Consider the following 21,835-nt stretch of genomic DNA (forward strand, 5'->3'; position numbering starts at 1 on the left):
CCTTTCAGTTTTGAAGGGATGCTATTTATTTTGGGAATCCTTATTTTCATGCCCCTTTGATGTTCGTGTATAATCCTGTGGAGCAAGTGCTTTATTACGTTCTGTATAGCCCTTAGGTGATAATCGAAAGATCGATTTTTTAATGGTTGCCCAATTTAGATCTGTTGCCAGGTTCATGTAAGAGTAGCCATAAATTCGAATATTACTTAAGTAAAGCAGCGTCAAATATAAAGAAACAAAGAAACCGAACAAACCGAAAAAGGCACTAGCAAAGATAAAGGCAACACGTAATATGCTGACGGAAGTAACAAGTGACTGATTTACCAATGTAAAGGAGGCAATCGTAGAAATAGCGATGACAACGATCATTTCAGGGCTCGTTACACCTGCTCGAATGGCTGCATCCCCGATAATTAATCCACCTACAACACTGATGGTCCCACCAATAACGGAGGGTAGACGCAAACCGGCTTCACGAAACAATTCAAACATCAGTAACATGAGCAACATTTCAAGCGAAGAAGGGAGCGGTAAGCCCACCTTCGCTTGCACCACGGTTGCGAGTAGTTGAAGGGGTAATTGATTTTGATGATAGGTTGTTAAGGCAAGCCAGAATGCAGGGAGTAGTAATCCAATTAAAATACCGAATATCCTCAATAAACGTTCGAGTGAACTGAAAATAATAGGATATTCATTATCCTCAGCTGATTTCAGTAAGAGAAACAAATTAACAGGGGTAACGATGGCATAGGCGACGCCATCTACAAAAATAATAAAACGTCCTCTTGCTAAGGCCTGAACCGCATAATCAGGTCGTCCTGTATAATCAAACTTCGGAAAAAGCTTGGAATTTTTATTCACCCGTTCCATCAATAAATCGCCACTAAAAACAATGTCTGTATCAACGGCAGCAAGCTGCTTTTTGATTCCATGTAAAATATCCATATCCACAATATCATCAAAATAAAGAATGGCTACGGTGGTTTTTGATCGTTTCCCAAGCTCTACTTTTTCCACACAAAATGAATTGGTCGGCAAGCGTTTTCTTAATAGTGCGATATTGATGCGAATATCTTCAATGAAATTATCTCTGGGCCCTTTAACAAGAACCTCCATGCGCGTTTCTTCAGGCTTGCGATTCGGCTTTTGGGCAATATTGCTTGCATATAAAAGATTGTCTTCATCAAAATACAACAACAAGAAGCCACTATAGACAAAAGTTATCAGCTGTTCCTTGTCTTGTACTTTTTGCATACTTGGAATATGAAGATGCCTTGCGATATTCTCTTCAAAGGGGACCTCATCCAAATGATCATATAAATACTGAATACGTTGAATAATCACTTCATTAAGCATTTGTTGATCAATCATAGCATCACACGTAATAAAGTGTACTTTCTGCTGATTAAACATATATTCCTGAAATTGAATATCTGCCGATTTTTGAAATAATTTTCTGAGCGTACTAAGATCTAGCGCCTGTTCTTGCTGAGGCATTATGATTCACCACTTTTCCTATCTTGTTTTTCAGTTTTCCCCTTTTTAGAAGATTTATCCGACAAGAAAGCTACGACTACGAAAAATATTGAGAGTAAAAAGAAAAAAATAAAAGTGGCTGCAAGAATATAATGTCCTTTAACTTTTAAAAATAGGCTTTCATTTAGCATGATTAATGGTAAACAAAGAATAAAGAAAGGTGGAGCAAGCATTTGCCATATACGCTTCGGATTTCCTGTCATCTTCAATAAATCGGCCACAATGTACAAAAGGAAACTAACACGAATAAAGGTTCCTGTCAGCCATTGATAAATGGAGAAAAAGTCAAGATGCTCGATATAGCGACCGATTGTCACTAATCCCCATTCTTCGTAGGCAGGATAGCGTTGCTTAGCCGCTTCATTCGGTCCAAATTCTGTAATGGCCCCAATTAATGGGCCTAATGTCAGTCCTATTAAAATGGCCAGCATAATAGCAAAGTGGTACCAGCGAATACGTTCCTTAAATTGATGCTGTAAAAATAGCAACATTAAAAGCTCAATAAAACCGGACGCAGGGAAAATCATGCCTCGCAATATAGGCTGGAATCCGTGTTCAAAAAATGGACGTAATAATTCATAATCTTTCACCTGCATGTTCGTAAAGGCAACGAAAAAGCCAAAGATAACTACTCCGAATAATACAAAAACGTTTAAAATGACGAGCGTCTGTAAGCTAGTCGTCACAAGAAGAATACACAGAATAGTGTAGATAAATAGTAAGATGATCACAGGGGTTTGCGGTAAAAATGTAGTATTAACCCATTGCAATGTTTCAACCATTGTAAAAGCAGCGATAATCATTAAAAAAATAGCAATTGTATAAATAACAATAGTAGAGCCAATTTTCCCGATTTTTGATTCAAGCCAATCTCGGATGGGCTCCTGATTCGATTTTGATTGAATATATACTAATAAAAATAGCCAAAAGAAAACAATTCCTCCAGCAAATAATACCGATAGCCAGCCATCTCTTTTGGCCACATCTAGTAGTGGAGGAATAATGGTTACATGATTTTTCAAGCCAATAACAGTCATTGATAGGAAGATGACATGTAAAATACTGATTGATCCTACACTTTTCATGTTGAAAACCCTCTAACATTGATTGATACATATTAGCTTTGACAAAAAAAGTCGGCTTTATAAGCAGAAAATGGTATGGTTTCATGAAAAAACGAGGTATTAGATGACACCATCATCCAATACCTCATCATAGGAAAAGTAAGCTAAATTAATGAATATATTTTGTGCTAACAAGGTCTTCTTTTAAGACATCTGTTGGGATTTCAAACTCTACAACGCCCATATAGCCAGGTGCTACTTCATATTTATCAAAGGAAATCACAAGCTTGCCTTTATCAGAAATGTAGAATTGCTGATCGGGTTTAATGGCTGTAAATTCCTCCATTAATTCTTCATCGGCAAGGCCAGCACCCTTCACCCAGTAAACCTTATCCTGATTCGATTCAGCTATTTGTGTACGCATTTGTTCTTTAATATTTTCACTAATTGTTTCAACATAGTGCTGATCTTTAAAGAGCATTGGTAAAGTAATTAAAATTTCGTTTTCTTTATCGATCGTATCGTATTCCATCACCGTTGAAGAAGAAGCAACGGTATTCACTACATAACGACCAATCGATAAAATTTGTTCATTATCGGTTTTAATTTCGTAGCCACTATCAATACCTAAATGACCACCGCCATTTAATTTTAAATCGCCCACTTCTGCCATAAATTCATCGTAAAGTGTTTTACCTTCTGCACGATACTTTTCATTTAATGTATTCGCCAAATCTTGATTTTCTAAGTTTTCAATAGAAGGTACTTTAATATTGGCATCATAATTATCTTCTGCCACTTCATATTCTGTCCAAGTCAATACTTTTATCACACTACCAACCACGGGAATTTCTGAAAGTGTGCGTGCCATTGCAGGGCTTACATTTAAACCAGCAGTAAATAGCATGGCTGCAGCGGCAGATCCAAGGACCCATTGAGGTGTCCGATTTTTTTTCTTTTTTCGACCTTGCTTAAGTGCTCTTTCAACCACGAAGTCTAGCTCTTTTGGAATCGGGACTTTCATATATTGTTTTTCTAACTCCTGCAATTTTTTATCCATGTGCAGTTTCTCCCTTCACATCTTCCAATTGTATTTTCAATAGTTTTAATGCTTTATAAAGACGCGATTTGGCTGTACTCAACTTAATGTCGAGGATGTTCGCCACGTCAGCGAGTTTTAAATCCTCGAAATAATGGAGAATGACAACCTCTCGATACATTTGCGGGAGTTCATCCAACGCATGCTCCAAGTCAACGTTCTCATAAACATCCTCTTGAGCAGGCGTCAAATATTGTAATGTATCATCATCTGTCACTTGTAAGCGTTTATGCTTACGTAAAAAATCTATGGCTGTACGGACAACTATTTTATAAAACCAGCTTTTCATATAGGTCACATTTTCAAGTCGATCTAATGAAAGCATGGCTTTTTGGATACTGTCTTGTACAACATCTAGTGCGTCCTGTTCATTTTTTGTATAGCTATACGCGAGCAAATAAAAACGCTCTTTTTGTTCTCGAATGAATTGGACAAACACCTCTTCATGTTGAAATGCATTTCTTGTTCTCATGTCCAAAGAAGCTCCTTTATTAACATTATCAAATTGTATACATTTACTAGACGTTCGAGGAGAGGGAAAAAGTTGATGCCATGAAAAAAACTTACCCCATTTGAGATAAGTTTGATCCTTCTATAGTATTGGCATACGTTAGTATAACGACTGATCATGAAAAATAGTCATATGTATTTTTCAAGAGTAATAGAATGGTCACAACGATAAATAATTTACGTACATAGCCACTGCCGCGTTTAATGGCAAATTTTGAACCAACAATAGCTCCTGCAATTTGCGCAAGACCCATTGGTAGTCCATAGGCATAATTGATTTGTCCTAAGTATATAAACATAAGGAGGGCAGCTACATTACTGCCGAAATTTAAAAATTTGGCGTTTCCTGCTGCTTGTAAAAAATCAAAGCCAACTATGAGAAAAGCAAAGAGTAGAAACGAGCCTGTCCCAGGACCTAAAAAGCCATCATAGAAGCCAATAAGTGTAATCACGAAAACAAAAATAATAGAACGCTTTGGCGTTAATTGTTTATAGGTGGTCATACTGCCCCAGTCTTTTTTGAAGATGGTATAGATGGCAACGGCTGCAAGCATAATCAGCATTAATGGCTTTAGTACACTTGGATCCATTAGGTGTACAATCCAAGCACCCAGCATAGAGCCCAAAAAGACGAAGGGGAAAAGCTTATAGACGGCTTTAATATCTAGTTTACCAGAGCGATAAAAAGTCACTGTGCTAGTAAGGGAACCCATTGTACCTGCCAATTTATTGGTTGCTACTGCAGCAGAGGGTGGAAGACCAACGAACATAAGAGCTGGTAATGAGATAAGCCCGCCTCCTCCAACCACTGAATCAATAAAGGCTGCTAAAAAACCGAAGAGGATTAAAATTAATAAAATATTTATATCTAAATCAAAAGGCACAAAAGGTCATCTCTTTTCTATCATAATAATCTGATAGTAGCGAACTGAGAATAGGCTGTAAATACTCTAGCTGCTATTTTTTAATAGAAATAAATGAAGTGATCCAATGCTAAATGACGATAATTTCTGCATAATTCAAAATAATTCTACTTGGAGTCATTATTTTGATGTATTATGTAGGTGATGATGTTTTTACGTAAAGGGGACGTGATGACATGAGTTTAGGAAATCATATACGTGTATTTCTCTGTGTTGTGTTTATGGGAGTACTTGTAGGGTATGTCTTTAATGCAAAAAAAGATATAACAGATCATGAGTATATTGATACCGTAAAGGAAGGCTATTTGGAGAATTTTTCAGATGTCACAGTTCGAAATGCGTTTAATTACGCTTTTTTTGAACCTTACTGGCGCTATTATGAAGCAAAAACTGGGGAGCAAGTTGTAGAATTATCAGGTGATATTACGTTTCAAGACGAAAAAGGACATGCTATTCTCCAATTTGTCGTGAACGAACAAACGCAGCAATTTTCCCTAGAGGCAATGAAATTTAAAGATGTAGTCTTAAACCAGCAGCAACAACAAAAGCTTGTTGGTATGGTCTATCACACATGGGAAAAGAAACAACTAGCTTATGAGTAAGGTTTTTTATTTTGTAAATCATCCAAACTGTATTACAGTAAAAGGGGGAGCTAGAGACAGAGAGGATGTTTTACATGAGATTAAGTATTTTAGATCAAATGCCGATTCCAAAAGGTCATTCTGCAGAAGAGGCTTTTCAACGTACAGAACAGCTGGCATTGCTAGGTGAAGAGCTTGGCTATCACCGTATGTGGCTTGCTGAACACCATAATAGTCAGTCATTGGCGAGTTCAGCTCCAGAAGTAACTGCTGCTTTTTTAGCTGCTAAAACACAGCGGCTTCGCATTGGTACGGGTGGCGTCATGATGATGCATTATTCACCCTATAAGCTAGCAGAGGTCTTTAAAACATTATCGGGGCTGGCACCCAATCGTATTGATTTTGGTGTGGGGAGAGCTCCTGGTGGTGATCATGCCGCTATCTATGCCTTGGCAGAGGGAAGACGACAACGCTTCACAGAACAGTATGATAAGCTAGAAATCATATTAAAGCTAATGAATAATCAAAAAACAGGTGAACATGTCTATGATCAAGTCGTTGCAGCGCCTGCTCATATTTCATTACCAGAGGCTTGGTTACTAGGTTCTAGTGGTCAGAGTGCAATGCAGGCTGGTCAGCTGGGAGTAGGCTATTCATATGCACAATTTTTCACGGGCAATATGTCAAAGGATATCTTTGATGCCTATAAAGCCTATTTTACGCCTTCTTATTATATGGATAAACCACAGATCATTGTGACCTATGCAGCAACAGTTGCCCCAACCTTAGAAGAAGCGGAATATTTAGCTAAACCGATTGATATTTCTCGTCTTCAATTAATGAAGGGGCAAATCATTCAAACAATGTCACCCGAAGAAGCGAAGGATTATCCATTAACTGAAATGGATAAATTGACGATTGACAATAATCGCAAGGCGAATCTTGTCGGAACACCACAAGACATTGCTTCTTTTTTAAGCGCTGAGCAAGAACGCTATGGCTTTGATGAAGTGATGCTAAATTGCAATCAATATGAATTAGAAAGTCGTTTAAATACCTATAGATTCCTGGCAAAGGAATTAATTCGATAAGAGGAAAAGCCATATTCATCATTTGAATATGGCTTTTGTGTATTTATTCGAATAGTGGCTTTACAATGAGAAAAACCCGGAAATTAATTTCCGGGTCTGATTACCACTTACATTTTTTGCTCCATGACACACTGCCTCGCTTCCGCATAGGATCTTAAGGATATTCCTAAGAAATCTGTACTTTAGCTTATTCAGTTTTGATGGTCCTTCTGAGTTATCGATCAATCGCACTCATCGGGTTAACCCTCCTAGTCATTGGATTTGAAGTGAAATCTTTAATAGTATAGCTCGACTATTATTTTTTATACATCTTGTGAACAAAAAAATTTTTTTTATCATAATGATATGGTGTTTGCGATGGACAGTGGTTGTCTATCGTTGATTTATGTACAGGTGGATTGATTTATGAAGGGAAAATAATTATTTCCGCAGACAAGAAAAATCAAGAGGCGGATTCCTCACTTACGATCGAACAATTATATACGATGCATTAAAGACCAGGTATACGGATAACCTACGATTTATAGCTCCATATGTAAAAAGAAACACCATGTTGTTCAACATGGTGTTTCTCTCATTAACCTATACGCGAGCAGAGCCACTCACAAAAGCGGTGTCTTGATAATACATATTTTTTACAAGGACATTTGGGCCTAAGCATTTGACTGCGGGACAATGGCAGTTAAGCGATTTTGCCAAGTCGGTTGCCATCCATTTATCAAAAATCAATGGTAGTTCGTCATGTACAATATTGCCGAGGGCTGGTGTATCACCAAAGTCGGTAACGATCACATCACCTGTAAAGATATTGATATTCAATCGTGAACGACCGTCTGGGTCATTACGCATTGTGACATTCTTCGCTGTGCGGAGACGTTGTAACAGCTTTTGATCCTCTTCATTCAGGCTACATGGGTAGAATGGGAGTGTACCAAACAACATCCATGTATTGTCATCACGAATATCTAACAGGTGATGAATGGCCTCACGTGTTTCCTCTAGTGATAAAGAAGTGAGTGCACTTGCAAAGTCGGATGGGTACATTGGGTGCACCTCGTGGCGTGCACATTTCATCTCATGGATGATTTGGTTATGGATATGTTCTAAGTATGGTAAAGTTTTTTTGTTTAACATAGTTTCCGCAGATACCATAACGCCGTGTTCAGCTAGCATTTTTGAGTTATCAATCATGCGTTGGAATAAGGCTGCACGCTGTTCATAAGTCGGTTTTCGCTCCATCATAGCAAAGCCTGTTTCAACGAATTCATCGATCGTACCCCAGTTATGTGAGATATGTAGGACATCTAAATACGGTGCAATCAGTAAATAACGTTCAGGCTCTAATGTTAAGTTGGAATTGATTTGTGTACGCACGCCTCGTTCATGTGCATATTTCAATAAAGGCAATACATAGTTTTGAACGGACTTCTTAGACATCATCGGTTCGCCACCAGTAATCGAAATCGTTTTAAGATGTGGAATTTCTTCTAGGCGCTTTAAAATTAATTCGATTGGTAATGACTCTGGGTCTTTATTTTGTAATGTATAGCCTACCGCACAGTGGGCACAGCGCATATTACAAAGTGTTGTTGTTGTAAATTCAATATTTGATAGTGTCATTTGTCCATGCTGTTCCACATCTAAATAAGCTTCCCAAGGATCAAAGACAGGTGTTATTTTTTGTAAGGTCGTCATCTTTCGTACATCTTCCTTTCTAGCAATCTATTGTCTCATATTCACCGATAATTTCAAATATGAAATTACAGAACGGGCTATTTTAGGGCTAGACGAACATTTTTTGCCAATATAGAAAGTTCCCTAGTTTCAATGGACGGATAAGCATCTGTATAAAGCGCCTATATGTTCTAATATTCTGTCATAGGACATTTTACTGTTATTTTTCATAAAAAACGTTATCATGATATAGAGTAAATAGTCACAATGCATCAAAGAAAGTGGGAATGAACATGACGAAATATGAGATCTTATTGTTTGACGTAGATGATACATTACTAGATTTTGATTTAGCTGAAAATGCAGCACTAGACCGCATGTTTAAAGAGGAAAACATAGCAGTTACTCCAGAGATGATTGCGCGATATAAAGAAATTAATGAGTCCATGTGGCGTGCTTTTGAGCGTGGGGAATTAACAAAAAATACATTACATAATACGCGATTTGCTGTTGCCTTTAAGGAATTTGGCATAGAAGTCGATGGAGCTTACTTTGAAGCACTGTTCCAAAAATATTTGTGTGAGGCCCACCATTATGTAGAAGGTGCCTATGAGGTAATTGCACAGCTTGCAAACCATTATCATTTATATGTGGTGTCAAATGGTGTCACGGCTACACAAAATAAACGTCTTGTGGATGCTAAGCTAGCGCCACATTTTAAAGACATTTTTATTTCGGAGCAAACAGGCTATCAAAAGCCTATGCCAGCATTTTTCGATTATGTTTTTGAACGGATCGATGATTTTGATAAAGATAAAACGCTGATTATTGGGGACTCGTTGACATCCGATATTAAAGGCGGTTTACTATCGGGTATCGACACATGCTGGTTTAATATCCGTAATATCGAAAACACAAGTGAAATTAAGCCACATTATGAAATTAACAAATTACACGACTTATTTGAAGTATTGAATAAACAGCTAGTTTAGTACTACCTAAGGTGGAACTATTGGACCAAATCAAAAATCATTGAGCACAGAGAAGATAATTATTTCCATGTACGGAATGAAATAGCTGGGAAGATATGTCCACTTTATATTAATACAAAGATTTAAGTACAAGCATGAAATTGTAAAAAAACAATTTCATGCTTGTACTTTTACCCAAACTTCATAAATTCGAACTGTTTCTTTAGTCATTTCTCTATCATTGTCACTGGTTTAAAGATAGCCATTTCTAATAAATCCTTTTACATAATTTTGTCTGCTTTGATCAAGGCATCAATTATGACACCACTTCATAAAAAATAATATCCAAGTCTTAATGATTATGTCATATTTTATCATAAGAATTGTAGAGGGGAGTTCACTTGCTAGCAGTCTCTATAGTCGACAAGCCTCAAATTTTTATGCTTGCTACTACTTATTTTTAATGGGATTCTTTGCTATTTTATGCCTTTTCCTAAGAAACATCATGATACTATTTTAATATGCCTAAAAACACATATGTGATAAGGTGCTCAAAACTTTTAAAGATTCAATTTCAAAGTTAATTATCAAAAATTGAAACCCAGGTGTTCAGAGACGAATTGAAATATTGTTTAACGAATAATGATATGTCTTACATGTAATTAGCTATGACAAACGTGTTGTACTTGTTTTAGAAAAAGAATATCATCAACAACTATTCGAGTTAGCGAAAACGCAGAACATAACCGATAGTAGGCTCGCACAAAAGATGATAGAGGAATATTTAGACAAGCATCAGAATTAAGGTATTTATTTTGAACAAAACCTGGTTAATTTAAAAAACCGAACTCCCCATTCATCTACACGATAGTGCAATTTATTTGCAGTCTATTTCGTGTGAATGAAGGGGTTTTTAGTTAGAAACAAACTATACATAATATCAAAATTTAGGGGTATAGGATTTATGGTTTAATCATTTATATGTATATACAAATAGTTCTTTTTGTATATTAATTCCCATAATGTACTACCTAAAACGGTTAGTTTAGCACCATCCTAATAGTGATTGTCTGTCTATAATAGATAATGTTTCAAAAATCACAAGTATTAGGAGGAAACAATTTGCTAAGGAAGATTTTCATTCAATTGATTGTTTTGGCAATGTTCATTGCCTTTATTCCTTTTGGGAATTTTGCAAGTGTTGCTGCCAAAGAAAATCCCCAAAAAAATATGAAAGGAAATGAGAAAACCGAAGTAGTAGGAAAACGTACGCAAACTTCTAAAACGTTTAACAATTCTGATGGTACTTATACAACTGAAATATATGAAGCACCTATTCATTTTAAAGATAGTAAAGGTAACTGGAAAGATATTGATAACGACCTACAAAAAAAGAAAAATAATGGCAAAGGACAATTTGAAAATAAAGCCAATACCTTTGCTGTGACATTTGATGAAAAACTTGAAGAGGAAACGAACAACGTACAAGTAGCGGATAACCATTACAACCTTAATATTGGATTAAAGGAAATTGAACAAAAAGGTGAAATAATTCCTGCTAAAGAGGTTATCGGGGTTGCTACAGATAACCAAATTGAGTACCAAAATGTTTTTGATAATATTTCGACTACATATTCTGTTGGAGAAGACTTTGTAAAAGAAGATATTATAATTAACAAGAAGCCCGAAAAAGGGTTACCACAAACCTTCTCATATCAGCTATCTCTAGAAAATTTGACATATGAACAAATTAATAATCAAATCTATTTGAAGGACGCCAAAACGGGTGAGATGGTTTATGTTATAGAAGCGCCGTTTATGTATGATGCTTATAAACCTGTAGGCTTTCAATCTATTGATGGTTCAAATTCTATACCAGAGGAAGCAAAGTCTTATGATATCACGTTAAAAACACGAAAGGAAAACAATACTCTATGGATTGATTTAACCCCCGATACAGCATGGCTACAGGATTCTAAAAGACAATACCCTATTGTTATTGATCCAACAATTGTACGTATCCAAGGAAACTCTAAAATGGTTGATACAACAATACGAAAAAAGTTTCCAACTCAAACTGGGGGAAATGATACAGAATTAGGTACAGGTACAGCCACAGATGGGAATATTGTAAGAAGTTTATTGAAGTTTGATGTAACACCTATTCCAGAAAAAAGCATTATTATGTCTGCAGATGTAAGTCTTTATCTATCTTCAACTAATGATCCAACTCCTATTAATTTAAGTATGCATGCTATGAAACGCTCATGGGATGAAAATACGGCGACATGGAATAACTATTCTACAGCAGGGGGCTGGACAACAGCAGGGGGAGATTTTAATACCACGGCTCTTTCAACTGTCACAGGAGTCTCTTCAGTGCCAAGTAATGTAGAAGAGGGTATTAAACGATGGTCTATTCCTACGAGTATGGTGAGTGGGTGGCTATATAATCCCGAATCAAATCTGGGTTTATTATTGAAAAGTACATCAGAAAATACAATGATTTACAAAAAATTCATCAGTAGTGAAAGTACAACCAACCCACTCCCTTATAAACCGAAACTTGTCGTTACTTATAAAACACCCAATCGTTTAGGGTTGGAAGACTATTGGGATTATGCCACACATGATATTTCAAATGGATCTAACTATGTAAATTTAGGCACAAATAATAATGTTATTCAATACACAGATTTTAGCTTATTCAACTATGGTGGATTTGGTTTAGATTTTACTAGAACTTATAATAGTAAGGATTTTGAAAAATCTCCATTTGGCTATGGTTGGAGTTTTACAGGTTCAGAGAAATTATTTTATAATGATAAATATTTTAATGTCGAATATAAAGATGCAGATGGTACGGTCCATGCTTACTCATGGGATGGAGATAAGTATATTGCACCAGCAGGTAATTATGATAGTTTAGATATGGTGGATAAATACACTTTTAAACTGACTAGCAAAACTGGTATCATAACAACATTTAAAGTTAGAGAAAGCACTAGTGATACAGATGTGGAAGTAGCATATGTAACAGAGCAAAAAGATTTAAATAACAATACAATCACTTATAATTATGATACATCAAATCAGCTTACTTCTATCAATACTAATCTAGGCACAAAATTAGTGTTAACTTATACTGATGGGCTTATTACAAATGCAAAATATAATGATCAGGATATTAAGTATACTTATACAGATGGTTACTTAACACGAGTAATGGTTAAGAAAGATAAGAACGATGACAAAACATCAACGCCTACTTCGTTCTACTACACAACTAATGGACAGTTAACAAAAATTATTGATAGTAATCAGAAGATTATGCTTTATGGATATAATAGTGAATTGGATTTAGTATCGGTAACAGAACCTTCATTAGATGGGCAAGTAGATTCTATCACTAATTACTCTTTAGATCGAACAAATAATATTGTGACAGTTACAAGCCCAGAAGGTACTGTTACACGCTATGGTTTAAATAACAATTTTAATGTAACGAAAATGTTTGATCCTTCAGGTGATACAACAACCTATACATTAGATGAAAAAAGCTATAATGTTCTTTCACAAAATGTTATGTATTCAGATGGATCTACTTATACTAAGAAATTTGAGTATGATACAAAGGGAAATTTATTAAGCACTAATGATTCAAAAGGTGTGACAGAATCCTATACGTATAATGAGTATAGTAATCTTTTAACTCAGACAGATGCCAATCAGCAAACAACTACCAACACTTATGAGAATGGTAATCTAAAAACCTCCACAACACCTAAAGGAGAAACAACAACCTATACGTATAATGACCATGGAGATTTGACACAAGTAAAATATCCAGATGGGAAAATCGAAACGTATAGCACTAGCTATGAGAATAATCAAAAACTAACAACCTATCAAGATATTGAATTAGGTATCACAACTAAAACTGTAACTGATTTTAATGGAAATATCCTCTCTTATGAAGACGGAAAAAAGGGGAAAACTAGGTATCAATACAATTTGAAAAATGAACTAGTAGAGGTAGAAGATGCTGCAAATAAAATAACGACTTATACGTTTGATGCCAACAGCAATTTAACATCTGTGACAAATGCTAATGGTAAAAAGCAAATGTCTCTTAGCTATAATGCACAAAATGCCATAGAAAAAGAAACAAATGCAGAGGGACAAGTTACATCTTACAATTATAATGCTGATGGTGATTTAAGTGAAATTATCAAAGCAGCAGGTGAAAAAATCGCCTATACTACTTCAGCTGATACCAATACACAGATAGTGAAAATAAATGGGGTTAATCAGTTTTCAACACAAGTAGATGGTTTATCTACGACAGTGACAAATCATACACTTAGCAATCAAAAAGTTACGTATACACTTTCAGAAAATGAACTATTACAAAGGGTAGACATTAATGCACCTGTAAATCGTTCAATAATGTACACTTATAAAAATGAGAAAGATTTAGAAAGCATTCAATATGGTACAAATACCATTGAGTATGAATCAGATGAAAATGGTCAAACAATTGCAGTAACACTCAATGGACAACCTTCAGCGAGCTTCGCAAGGAACACAAATGGCTTATTGGAGAGCACGACTTATAAAAATGGTGCCGTTATTTTAAATAAGTATAAAGCTGATCAATTACAAACAGAAACTTTGAAAACAAATAGTACAACAACTTGGCGTACAAATGCGTATGAGTATGATAAAAACCAGCAAATTACCAAAGTAACGAACAGTGATGGTACGGTAACTTACACATATGATGCTTTAAACCAACTAACCAAAGAACAATATAGTAATGGTTTATCCATTTCATACACATACGATTCAGTTGGAAATCGGACTTCTAAAACGACTTTGCATAACGGCAATACAACTACAACCAACTATAGTTATAATGATGCAAATCAAATGAAAGCTGCTGGTGATAAAACTTATACTGTAAGTCCTAACGGAAATGTAACTAATGATGGTGTTTTCCAATATGTTTGGAATGCCTTTGATCAATTAACAGAAGTAAAGACCCTTACTGGTACGACAGTTGCAACCTATCGTTATGATGAAAATGGTCGTCGTGTATACAGTAAAGATAGTAATGGTGAAACGTATTATCGATATAATGGCCTAACAAATGAAGTGCTGTTTGAAGAAGATGCAAGTGGCAATCTTACAAAAGCATACACTTACGGTGATAATGGGCATCTATTAACAATGACATATCAAGGTTCAACTTATTACTATTTAACGAACTATCGTGGAGATGTACTAGCCCTAACGGATTCAAATGGTGACATTGTGGCGAAATACACATATGATGCATGGGGTAATATTATGAGCGAAATTGGTACAATGGCAACTATCAACCCATACCGCTATGCTGGCTATCGTTACGATGAGAGTACAAAACTATACTATTTAATGGCACGTTACTATAATCCAGATACAGGTGTGTTCTTATCGTTAGATTCTGTACGTGGAGATATTATGAATCCTTTAACATTGAATGGTTATAGCTATGCAAACAATAACCCAGTAATGAATATCGATCCAAATGGGGAATATTGGAAAAATGCATGGTGGAATAATAAATCTTTTTTATCTAAAACAATAAATGCTGTAATATTTATTGTTTCTGTATCTTTTGGAGGAGGAATAGCAAAAATTTTATCTAATTATTCAAAGAAACAATTTAGTAAAGCTAAACGAATTCTTTTTGCAGATAAAGTAAAAAAATCATTAATCCGAAAGGGCGTTTCTGCGAAAATTTCTAGTAATATTGTTACTGCTTTAACCACAGCTGTTAACATTGCAGGGTTTTATACTGACCCTGGTACAGCTATTTTTAAGTTTTTAGATGCAAGAGATAAATATCCCAAAAACGGATATTTTAATGGATATTAGTATCTAAATTAATATATGGAGAACTAAATATGAAAAATCAATTTCTACGAATGCTTTTGTATAGTATTATTCTACTAGTATTATTGAGTTGGCATAAACTAAATTTTTATATTCTGGCAACTTTATATTTTCTTTTTATGGTGATAGAAGTTTTCTTGAATTCAAAAGAATATAAGAAGGAAAGTAAATATATAGTTTTAGGATATCGAATCCTCTTTATTCTTACAGCAGTGATAATTATATTTAATAGGGATAAGATTATGGGATAAATATTTAAAAAAATAAAAGGTTTATTACTAATAAATATAAAGCATAAGAAATGACAAAAGGTATGAGAATAAATCTCAGTGCCTTTTGTCCATTTAGTTATTCCCTTTATATTTACAGTGATAGCACTATATTTTGCAAACAGACTAACCGAAAAAATGGACTGGTAGTATTAATAATCAATTATGAATGTACAATTCAATATGGGGAAAATACACATAAATTAATAGATATAGAGTTCAAGTAGTGCTCTAATTTAGTTTACTTTACATATTGTGAGAAATAGTGTTAAAACAGTAGGACGACTAAACTGAATTACACCATAATACCAAGTAAATTTAAATTACTCTGCGCTTCTTACATAAAGCCCAGCCACTGATAGTTCAGAGGTTTGGGCTTTTATTATTTATCTTCTTTTATCCATCTCATTTAACACTTTTTCACCATCTTTAGAAGACATGTTCTTATACAATGAAGTTGTTTTAATATGGTATAGTACAAGCTATGAGAATAATCAAAAACTAACAACCCATCAAGATGTTACGTATATACAATCTGAAAATGAACTATTACAAAGGGTAGACATTAGTGCACCAGTGAATCGTTCAATAATGTACACTTATAAAAATGAGAAAGATTTAGAGAGCATTCAATATGGTACAAATACCATAGAGTATGTAACAGATGAGAATGGTCAAACAACTCAAACCACACTTAATGGGGCAAACACTGCTAACTTCATATGGAATAAAAACAACTTATTGGAGAGCACAATTTTCAGAAATGGTGCAGCTATATTAAATGAGTATAGTTTTAATCAATTACAATCAGAAACATTGAAAACCAATAGTGAAACGACTTGGCAAACAAATAAGTATGAGTATGATAAAAATCAGCAAATTACCAAAGTATCAAACGATGATGGTACAGTCACTTACACGTACGATGTTTTAAACCAGCTAGTCAAAGAACAATACAGTAATGGTCTATCCATTTCATATACGTACGATTCAGTTGGAAACCGTATTTCTAAAACCACTTTGCAAAACGGTAGTATAACTACAACCAACTATAGTTATAATAATTCAAACCAGATGATGGCTACTGGTGATAAAACTTATTATGTTAGCGACAATGGAAATGTTACAAATGATGGTGTTTTCCAATATGCTTGGAACGCATTTGATCAATTGACAGAAATTAAGTCTCTAACGGGTACGACAGTTGCCTCATATCGTTATGATGAAAATGGACGTCGTATATATAGTAAAGACAGTAACGGCGAAACGTATTATCGTTATAACGGTATAACAAATCAAGTATTGTTTGAAGAAAACTCAGAAGGGGTCATTTCAAAAGCATATACTTATGACGATAATGGTCATCCTCTAACAATGACTTATCAAGGTTCAACATATTACTACTTAACGAACTATCGTGGAGATGTACTAGCCTTAACAAATACAAATGGTGAAATTGTTGCAGAATACACATATGATGCATGGGGCAATATTATTAACCAAAGAGGTGCACTGGCAATTATCAATCCGTACCGTTATGCTGGTTATCGATACGATGAAGATTCAAAACTTTACTATCTAATGGCACGTTATTATAACCCAGATACAGGAGTGTTCTTATCGTTAGATTCTGTACGTGGAGATACAATGAATCCTTTAACACTGAATGGTTATAGTTATGCGAACAATAATCCTGTAATGTTTGTTGATCCAGATGGGGAATTCTCAATTTCAAAAAATTTAAAATCAATACTAAAATCATTTATTAAAATGATTTTCGCTGATTTACGTGAAAATACATTAACAAATTTTGTATTGTTTGTTGGTGGTGGTGGTGTATCCGCTTATGTTGCAAGAAAAATGGCCTTAAAGGGGTTTACTATGTTGAATAGAGCACCAAATAAAAAGGCAATTAAAGCTTTTATTACAGGTGGATTTAGCGCATATATTTCTGGATCCTTTCTTAAGGGAGCTGCAAGTACAGCAGTGAATTTAAGTGGAAAACTATGGAAATGGGATCCGTGGTTTGATACTACTAGGCTTGGAAAAACAATTGATAAAGGATTACTTAGTGCAGAGCGATATTTACTAAGTAAAATTAAGTAATAGGTGGTAATTAAAATTAATATATCTAAAAATCAGCCATCCAGAAAATATAATAGCATAGTAAGAAAAGCGAATCTTTATGATTTATTTTTTATGAAAAATAAAGCTATTAATACATTGGTTTCAGGGTTAAACTATTCTTTAACAGACACTGAAAAATCGAGTGCATTTATTTATATAGGACTTTTATATTCTGATTTAAAAAAATACAATAAGGCATCTGAATATTTTCATAAAGGTTTGAAAATCCTTGAAAATGAAGAATTCTATTACAGTCCTAATTTCAATAAAATCATTAAGGTTCTTGTAAAAAATAGAGATTTCGAAAAAGCCACTTACTGGTTAGAGAACTTTAATGGTAGAATATCCTATGATAAAAAATTTAGTAAACTAGGTAATCTTAATTCATATATAAAAAACATTAATAAGTAACCTGAGATAATATCAATTTTTTGAAAAACGTTCTAACAAGCAAGGGTTTAATACCTTGCTTGTTGTTTTTTATAGCGCTACTAGTAATAAAGCCCAAACACTATTGGTCAGTAGTTTGGGCTTTACTCTTTTATCTACGTTTATCCATCTCATTGAGTACCTTTTCACCATCTTTAGAAGACATGTTCTTATACAATGAAGTTGTTTTAATAGCTGAGTGACCTAATTGATCCCTTTATAAAATTATGTCTCCACCGCTCCGGGTAAAATCTATTGCAAATGAATATCTAAGTTTATGTGGACTTTTACCGTTTCTAAAGAAAGCTGCTGTATATTTATTTACGATATTTTGAATGGCTCTTCTATATAAAGGTCTTACAACACCACCATAAACGCTAACAAAAAGGAAAGGGGGATTTTTTAGCGCCTGGGTATCTAGATTCTCTAACATCCATGAACCGTTCTAAATCTACAATAGCACTTTCTAAAACGGAAACAGAGTCAGGTTTGTTACCTTTTCGTACAACATCTATGTATCTGCTGTGCAAATGTATATTGTTCATTTCGAAGAGGTATTTTTAATTATAGACAAAGGTATAAAAAATAGGGGAAAAGGCAAAACCTTTTATGAGACTAGTTTCCATGAAAGGGGAAATCTTCGATGAATATGGTTCTAACTGCTAATAAACGTCAAAAAGGGCGTCATTCGTCACTAACACAGCTTCGACAAAATGGGGCTATTCCTGGTGTTGTTTACGGTTTTCAAATGGAGCCGACAGCCATTACGTTAGATGCTAGAGCTTTTGCGAAAATATTGGCTGCACATGGTACGAAAAGTGTCTTTCAACTCGATGTGGAAGGAGAGCGCATCAATGCTGTTTTAACAGAAGTGCAGCGCTGTGCATTGAAGGGTAATGTAAAGCATGTTGATTTCAAGTCCATTAATATGTCTGAGGAGCTAGAAGTCGATATTCCGGTAACCGTGATTGGTGATGCTGTAGGAGTGGCAGAAGGAGGCTTCCTGCTTCAGCCTAATCGTGAGGTTCGCATTAAAGTGAAGCCAACTGAAATTCCAGAAACCATTGAAATAGATGCCACGAATGTTGCGATTGGCACTTCTCTTTATGTAGGGGATATTCGCCAACAGTTTCCGTTTGAAATTTTACATGAGGATGACTATACACTGGTGACCATCACACCACCAGCTGCTGAAAATGTACAGGAAGATGATACAGTCGACGATACACCTGAAGTGCTTGAAGCGACAGGGCAAAATACGGATGAAACAAGAGGATAGAGAAAGAGGGAGCCATCTTACATTTCGTAAGTGGCTCCTTACCGTTTATTGGTTAAACTGCTGTATCGATTTTCGGTAACGATAATATAAAGTGATGTAAATACTACAAGTTACTAAAAATAGCCATGGTGGGATAAAGCGCCCGATGGCAAAGGGTGTTTCAAATAAAAAGGCAAAAAGGAAAGAAAACCCTTCTTTCTCCCATAAACCAGGTGTAAAATACGCATTTTTTATACTGAAAAGGGAGTAGTAACTATCGTTGGCATAAAAAATCATTAAGAAGATAAATGACAGTATGGCCCAGTTGCTTGCTTGTTTCATTAAACGTTTATATTTCGCAATGTGGGAATCATGATCTGAAAATAATTCATCATTACCATCTTTACTTTTTGTCCAATAAAAAGTGCCATCATATGATTTTTCTTTTACTATACGCCAGCCAAAATCCTCATGTAATTGCTTATAGGTCGCTTTCTTTTCTTTGCGAAGCTCCTGCTGACAATCAATCCGAATAACTTGTTCAAGATCTTCAGTAGGCTGAAATGTATAAATACCTGCCGAGTTTATGTTGGAGCATATCCAACCCTTGGCTAACATTTCGTTTAACCAACGCTCTTCCTTTTCGATATCAAAAAAGATTTTAAACTTTATCATGTTCGCCAGCTCCCTCGTATAAAGATAAAATGCGCTGCAATCTTTGTTGCTCTGCGGCTAATATTTCTAGACCCTCTTCTGTCGTTTGATAAACCTTGCGTCTTGTATCCTGGGTTTCAACAGGTGTAATCCAATGATATTTCAATAAATTGTCAATGGCTCCATACATCGTACCTGCAGCAATTCGGACTGTACCAGCACTCATTTCCTCAATTTTTTGCATCATAGCATAGCCATGTAGCGGTTCACGTAAGGCCAGTAGAATATAATGCATGGTTTCGGATAAAGGTAATAATTTATGTTTTTTCACATCTTCACCTCAAATATACAGTTGGACTATATAGTTTGATTATATATAGTTGCACTGTATATTTCAACTGTAAAAAAAGACAATGCAAAAATGCATTGTCATTAAAGTTTAGACAACAGCGCTTTTCACGCCTGTCCATCGCATAAATAATTTTTCGTTATAGGATAAGGCAAATTGTACGATTGGTCCAAGTCCAAATGCCATAAACACCGTACCGATGCCTATAGGACCGCCAAGTAGGAAGCCAATAATTGCAACTGTTACTTCCATTGTTGTACGAGAGCGGGTCACACTCCAGCCAAGCTTATGGACCATCATCAGCATAAGTGTATCACGTGGTCCAATACCTAAATTCGCCACCATATACATCCCACAGCCCCAGCCTAGTAACACTAACCCTGTAAGGTAAGATATAAGTTGCATCCAAAAACCATCAATATCAGGTAACCAATAGTTGAAAATATCAATAAAAATGCCTGCCAAAAACATATCGATAAACGTTCCAGGTAAAGGGAACTTTTTCGTAATCAGCATATCAAACGCTAAAATAGCAAGTCCCAAAATAATGGACCATGAACCGATTGATAAGCCCAATGTTTTTGTTAAGCCAATATGTAGTACATCCCATGAGCCCACACCAAAAAGTTGGCCTTTAATTGTTAATGTGATCCCAAAAGAAAGCACGATAATGCCTGTTATGAAAAACAAACAGCGCGTGAAAAAAGCTTGTTTCATTTTTAACCCTCATTCATTCGAAAATTCCTGTTGTCCATCCAGTTATTATAACAATAGATTTTCAATATGCCCGAAGATTGTCATTTCACATTTTTCAAAAAAAGACGGTTAGCTTTCTTGGGAGAGGGCAAAATAGATATGTAGATGAAAGGATGGGATACTATGACTTCTGTACGTGATGAAATTTTAGAAGTGTTAAATCGGGAAAAGATTGGGACAATGGCAACTGTAGAAAATGGCAAACCGTACTCACGTTACATGACGTTCCAGCATGAAGATTTTGTGTTGTATACAGTGACGAATAAACATTCAGAAAAAATGGAAGAGCTACGCAAAAATCCATATACCCATATTTTATATGGCTACGAAAATGGTGGCTTTGGTGATACGTATGTGGAAATAGAAGGCAAGCTTACGGAAGTACATGAAGAAGGGATAAAAAATAAACTAGCCGAATTTTTTACAAGTATCTTTGTTGGCAATCAGGATGAAATGGTGACATTAAAAATTGAGCCTATTCGTATGCGCTTGATGAATAAAAAAGGGCAACCACCCAAAGAGCTAGAATTTTCGAACGACCATTGATCAATGGTCGTTTTTTTACTGACATAACGATAAATAGTTGCAATGATTAGTATCTTTT

At 35.2% G+C, this 21,835-nt stretch carries 17 protein-coding genes; 8 read left to right on the top strand and 9 right to left on the bottom strand.

Annotation, left to right across the window (positions count from 1 at the left end; translation table 11 throughout):
- Window positions 1-21: 21 nt before the first annotated feature.
- The 5 genes from V1L66_RS09545 to V1L66_RS09565 all read right to left on the bottom strand — a co-directional run bounded on the left by V1L66_RS09545 (window position 22) and on the right by V1L66_RS09565 (window position 5,093).
- Window positions 22-1,497, bottom strand: coding sequence for a spore germination protein (locus V1L66_RS09545; RefSeq protein ID WP_333003951.1), 1,476 nt, complete (start codon window positions 1,495-1,497; stop codon window positions 22-24).
- Window positions 1,497-2,621 carry a spore germination protein gene (locus V1L66_RS09550; protein ID WP_258860805.1) on the bottom strand — a complete coding sequence of 375 codons (1,125 nt, stop codon included), beginning with the start codon at window positions 2,619-2,621 and terminating at the stop codon, window positions 1,497-1,499. The genes V1L66_RS09545 and V1L66_RS09550 overlap by 1 nt, the downstream gene beginning before the upstream one ends.
- Window positions 2,622-2,769: 148 nt before the next feature.
- The gene (locus tag V1L66_RS09555) at window positions 2,770-3,660 is read right to left on the bottom strand and encodes an RsiV family protein (RefSeq protein WP_036077330.1); all 891 of its coding nucleotides are present in this window, start codon (window positions 3,658-3,660) and stop codon (window positions 2,770-2,772) included.
- The gene (locus V1L66_RS09560; RefSeq protein ID WP_004230723.1) at window positions 3,653-4,171 is read right to left on the bottom strand and encodes a sigma-70 family RNA polymerase sigma factor; all 519 of its coding nucleotides are present in this window, start codon (window positions 4,169-4,171) and stop codon (window positions 3,653-3,655) included. The genes V1L66_RS09555 and V1L66_RS09560 overlap by 8 nt, the downstream gene beginning before the upstream one ends.
- Window positions 4,172-4,325: 154 nt before the next feature.
- Complete coding sequence (locus V1L66_RS09565) at window positions 4,326-5,093, bottom strand: TSUP family transporter (protein ID WP_016994669.1); 768 nt, start codon at window positions 5,091-5,093, stop codon at window positions 4,326-4,328.
- A gap of 215 nt (window positions 5,094-5,308) precedes the next feature.
- Here V1L66_RS09565 and V1L66_RS09570 point away from each other — a divergent pair, with 215 nt between their 5' ends.
- On the top strand, window positions 5,309-5,734 hold the full coding sequence (locus tag V1L66_RS09570; RefSeq protein WP_036077327.1) for a hypothetical protein: 426 nt from the start codon (window positions 5,309-5,311) through the stop codon (window positions 5,732-5,734).
- A 74-nt stretch (window positions 5,735-5,808) separates the two neighbouring features.
- Window positions 5,809-6,804, top strand: a complete 996-nt coding sequence (locus V1L66_RS09575) for an LLM class flavin-dependent oxidoreductase (protein ID WP_036077325.1) — start codon at window positions 5,809-5,811, stop codon at window positions 6,802-6,804.
- 582 nt (window positions 6,805-7,386) lie between these two features.
- Here V1L66_RS09575 and yfkAB read toward each other — a convergent pair.
- Window positions 7,387-8,499: a radical SAM/CxCxxxxC motif protein YfkAB gene (gene yfkAB / locus V1L66_RS09580; protein ID WP_333003945.1), complete on the bottom strand. Its 1,113-nt coding sequence runs from the start codon at window positions 8,497-8,499 to the stop codon at window positions 7,387-7,389.
- A gap of 272 nt (window positions 8,500-8,771) precedes the next feature.
- On the opposite strand from yfkAB, the gene V1L66_RS09585 reads away from it, so the two are divergent.
- The 5 genes from V1L66_RS09585 to V1L66_RS09605 all read left to right on the top strand — a co-directional run bounded on the left by V1L66_RS09585 (window position 8,772) and on the right by V1L66_RS09605 (window position 19,493).
- Window positions 8,772-9,470 (top strand): YjjG family noncanonical pyrimidine nucleotidase, encoded by a 699-nt coding sequence (locus tag V1L66_RS09585; RefSeq protein ID WP_016994664.1) that lies wholly within the window; start codon window positions 8,772-8,774, stop codon window positions 9,468-9,470.
- A 1,101-nt stretch (window positions 9,471-10,571) separates the two neighbouring features.
- A complete protein-coding gene (locus tag V1L66_RS09590) occupies window positions 10,572-15,371 on the top strand; it encodes a DNRLRE domain-containing protein (protein WP_333003944.1) in 4,800 nt (1,599 codons plus the stop codon).
- 725 nt (window positions 15,372-16,096) lie between these two features.
- Window positions 16,097-17,764 (top strand): RHS repeat-associated core domain-containing protein, encoded by a 1,668-nt coding sequence (locus V1L66_RS09595; RefSeq protein ID WP_333003943.1) that lies wholly within the window; start codon window positions 16,097-16,099, stop codon window positions 17,762-17,764.
- A gap of 93 nt (window positions 17,765-17,857) precedes the next feature.
- A complete protein-coding gene (locus V1L66_RS09600) occupies window positions 17,858-18,196 on the top strand; it encodes a M48 family metallopeptidase (protein ID WP_052125365.1) in 339 nt (112 codons plus the stop codon).
- A 661-nt stretch (window positions 18,197-18,857) separates the two neighbouring features.
- The gene (locus V1L66_RS09605) at window positions 18,858-19,493 is read left to right on the top strand and encodes a 50S ribosomal protein L25/general stress protein Ctc (protein WP_333003941.1); all 636 of its coding nucleotides are present in this window, start codon (window positions 18,858-18,860) and stop codon (window positions 19,491-19,493) included.
- 45 nt (window positions 19,494-19,538) lie between these two features.
- Here V1L66_RS09605 and V1L66_RS09610 read toward each other — a convergent pair whose 3' ends face one another.
- The 3 genes from V1L66_RS09610 to V1L66_RS09620 all read right to left on the bottom strand — a co-directional run bounded on the left by V1L66_RS09610 (window position 19,539) and on the right by V1L66_RS09620 (window position 21,192).
- Entirely contained in the window at window positions 19,539-20,147 is a 609-nt protein-coding gene (locus tag V1L66_RS09610) for a DUF2812 domain-containing protein (protein WP_016991677.1), read from the bottom strand.
- Window positions 20,134-20,421, bottom strand: coding sequence for a PadR family transcriptional regulator (locus V1L66_RS09615; RefSeq protein WP_036077461.1), 288 nt, complete (start codon window positions 20,419-20,421; stop codon window positions 20,134-20,136). The genes V1L66_RS09610 and V1L66_RS09615 overlap by 14 nt, the downstream gene beginning before the upstream one ends.
- Window positions 20,422-20,565: 144 nt before the next feature.
- Window positions 20,566-21,192, bottom strand: coding sequence for a YitT family protein (locus V1L66_RS09620; RefSeq protein ID WP_016991675.1), 627 nt, complete (start codon window positions 21,190-21,192; stop codon window positions 20,566-20,568).
- A 162-nt stretch (window positions 21,193-21,354) separates the two neighbouring features.
- On the opposite strand from V1L66_RS09620, the gene V1L66_RS09625 reads away from it, so the two are divergent.
- Entirely contained in the window at window positions 21,355-21,777 is a 423-nt protein-coding gene (locus V1L66_RS09625; protein ID WP_016991674.1) for a pyridoxamine 5'-phosphate oxidase family protein, read from the top strand.
- The last annotated feature ends 58 nt before the right edge of the window (window positions 21,778-21,835 follow it).

The organism is Lysinibacillus sp. IITD104 (assembly GCF_036698265.2).
GTDB classification, from domain to species: domain Bacteria; phylum Bacillota; class Bacilli; order Bacillales_A; family Planococcaceae; genus Lysinibacillus; species Lysinibacillus boronitolerans.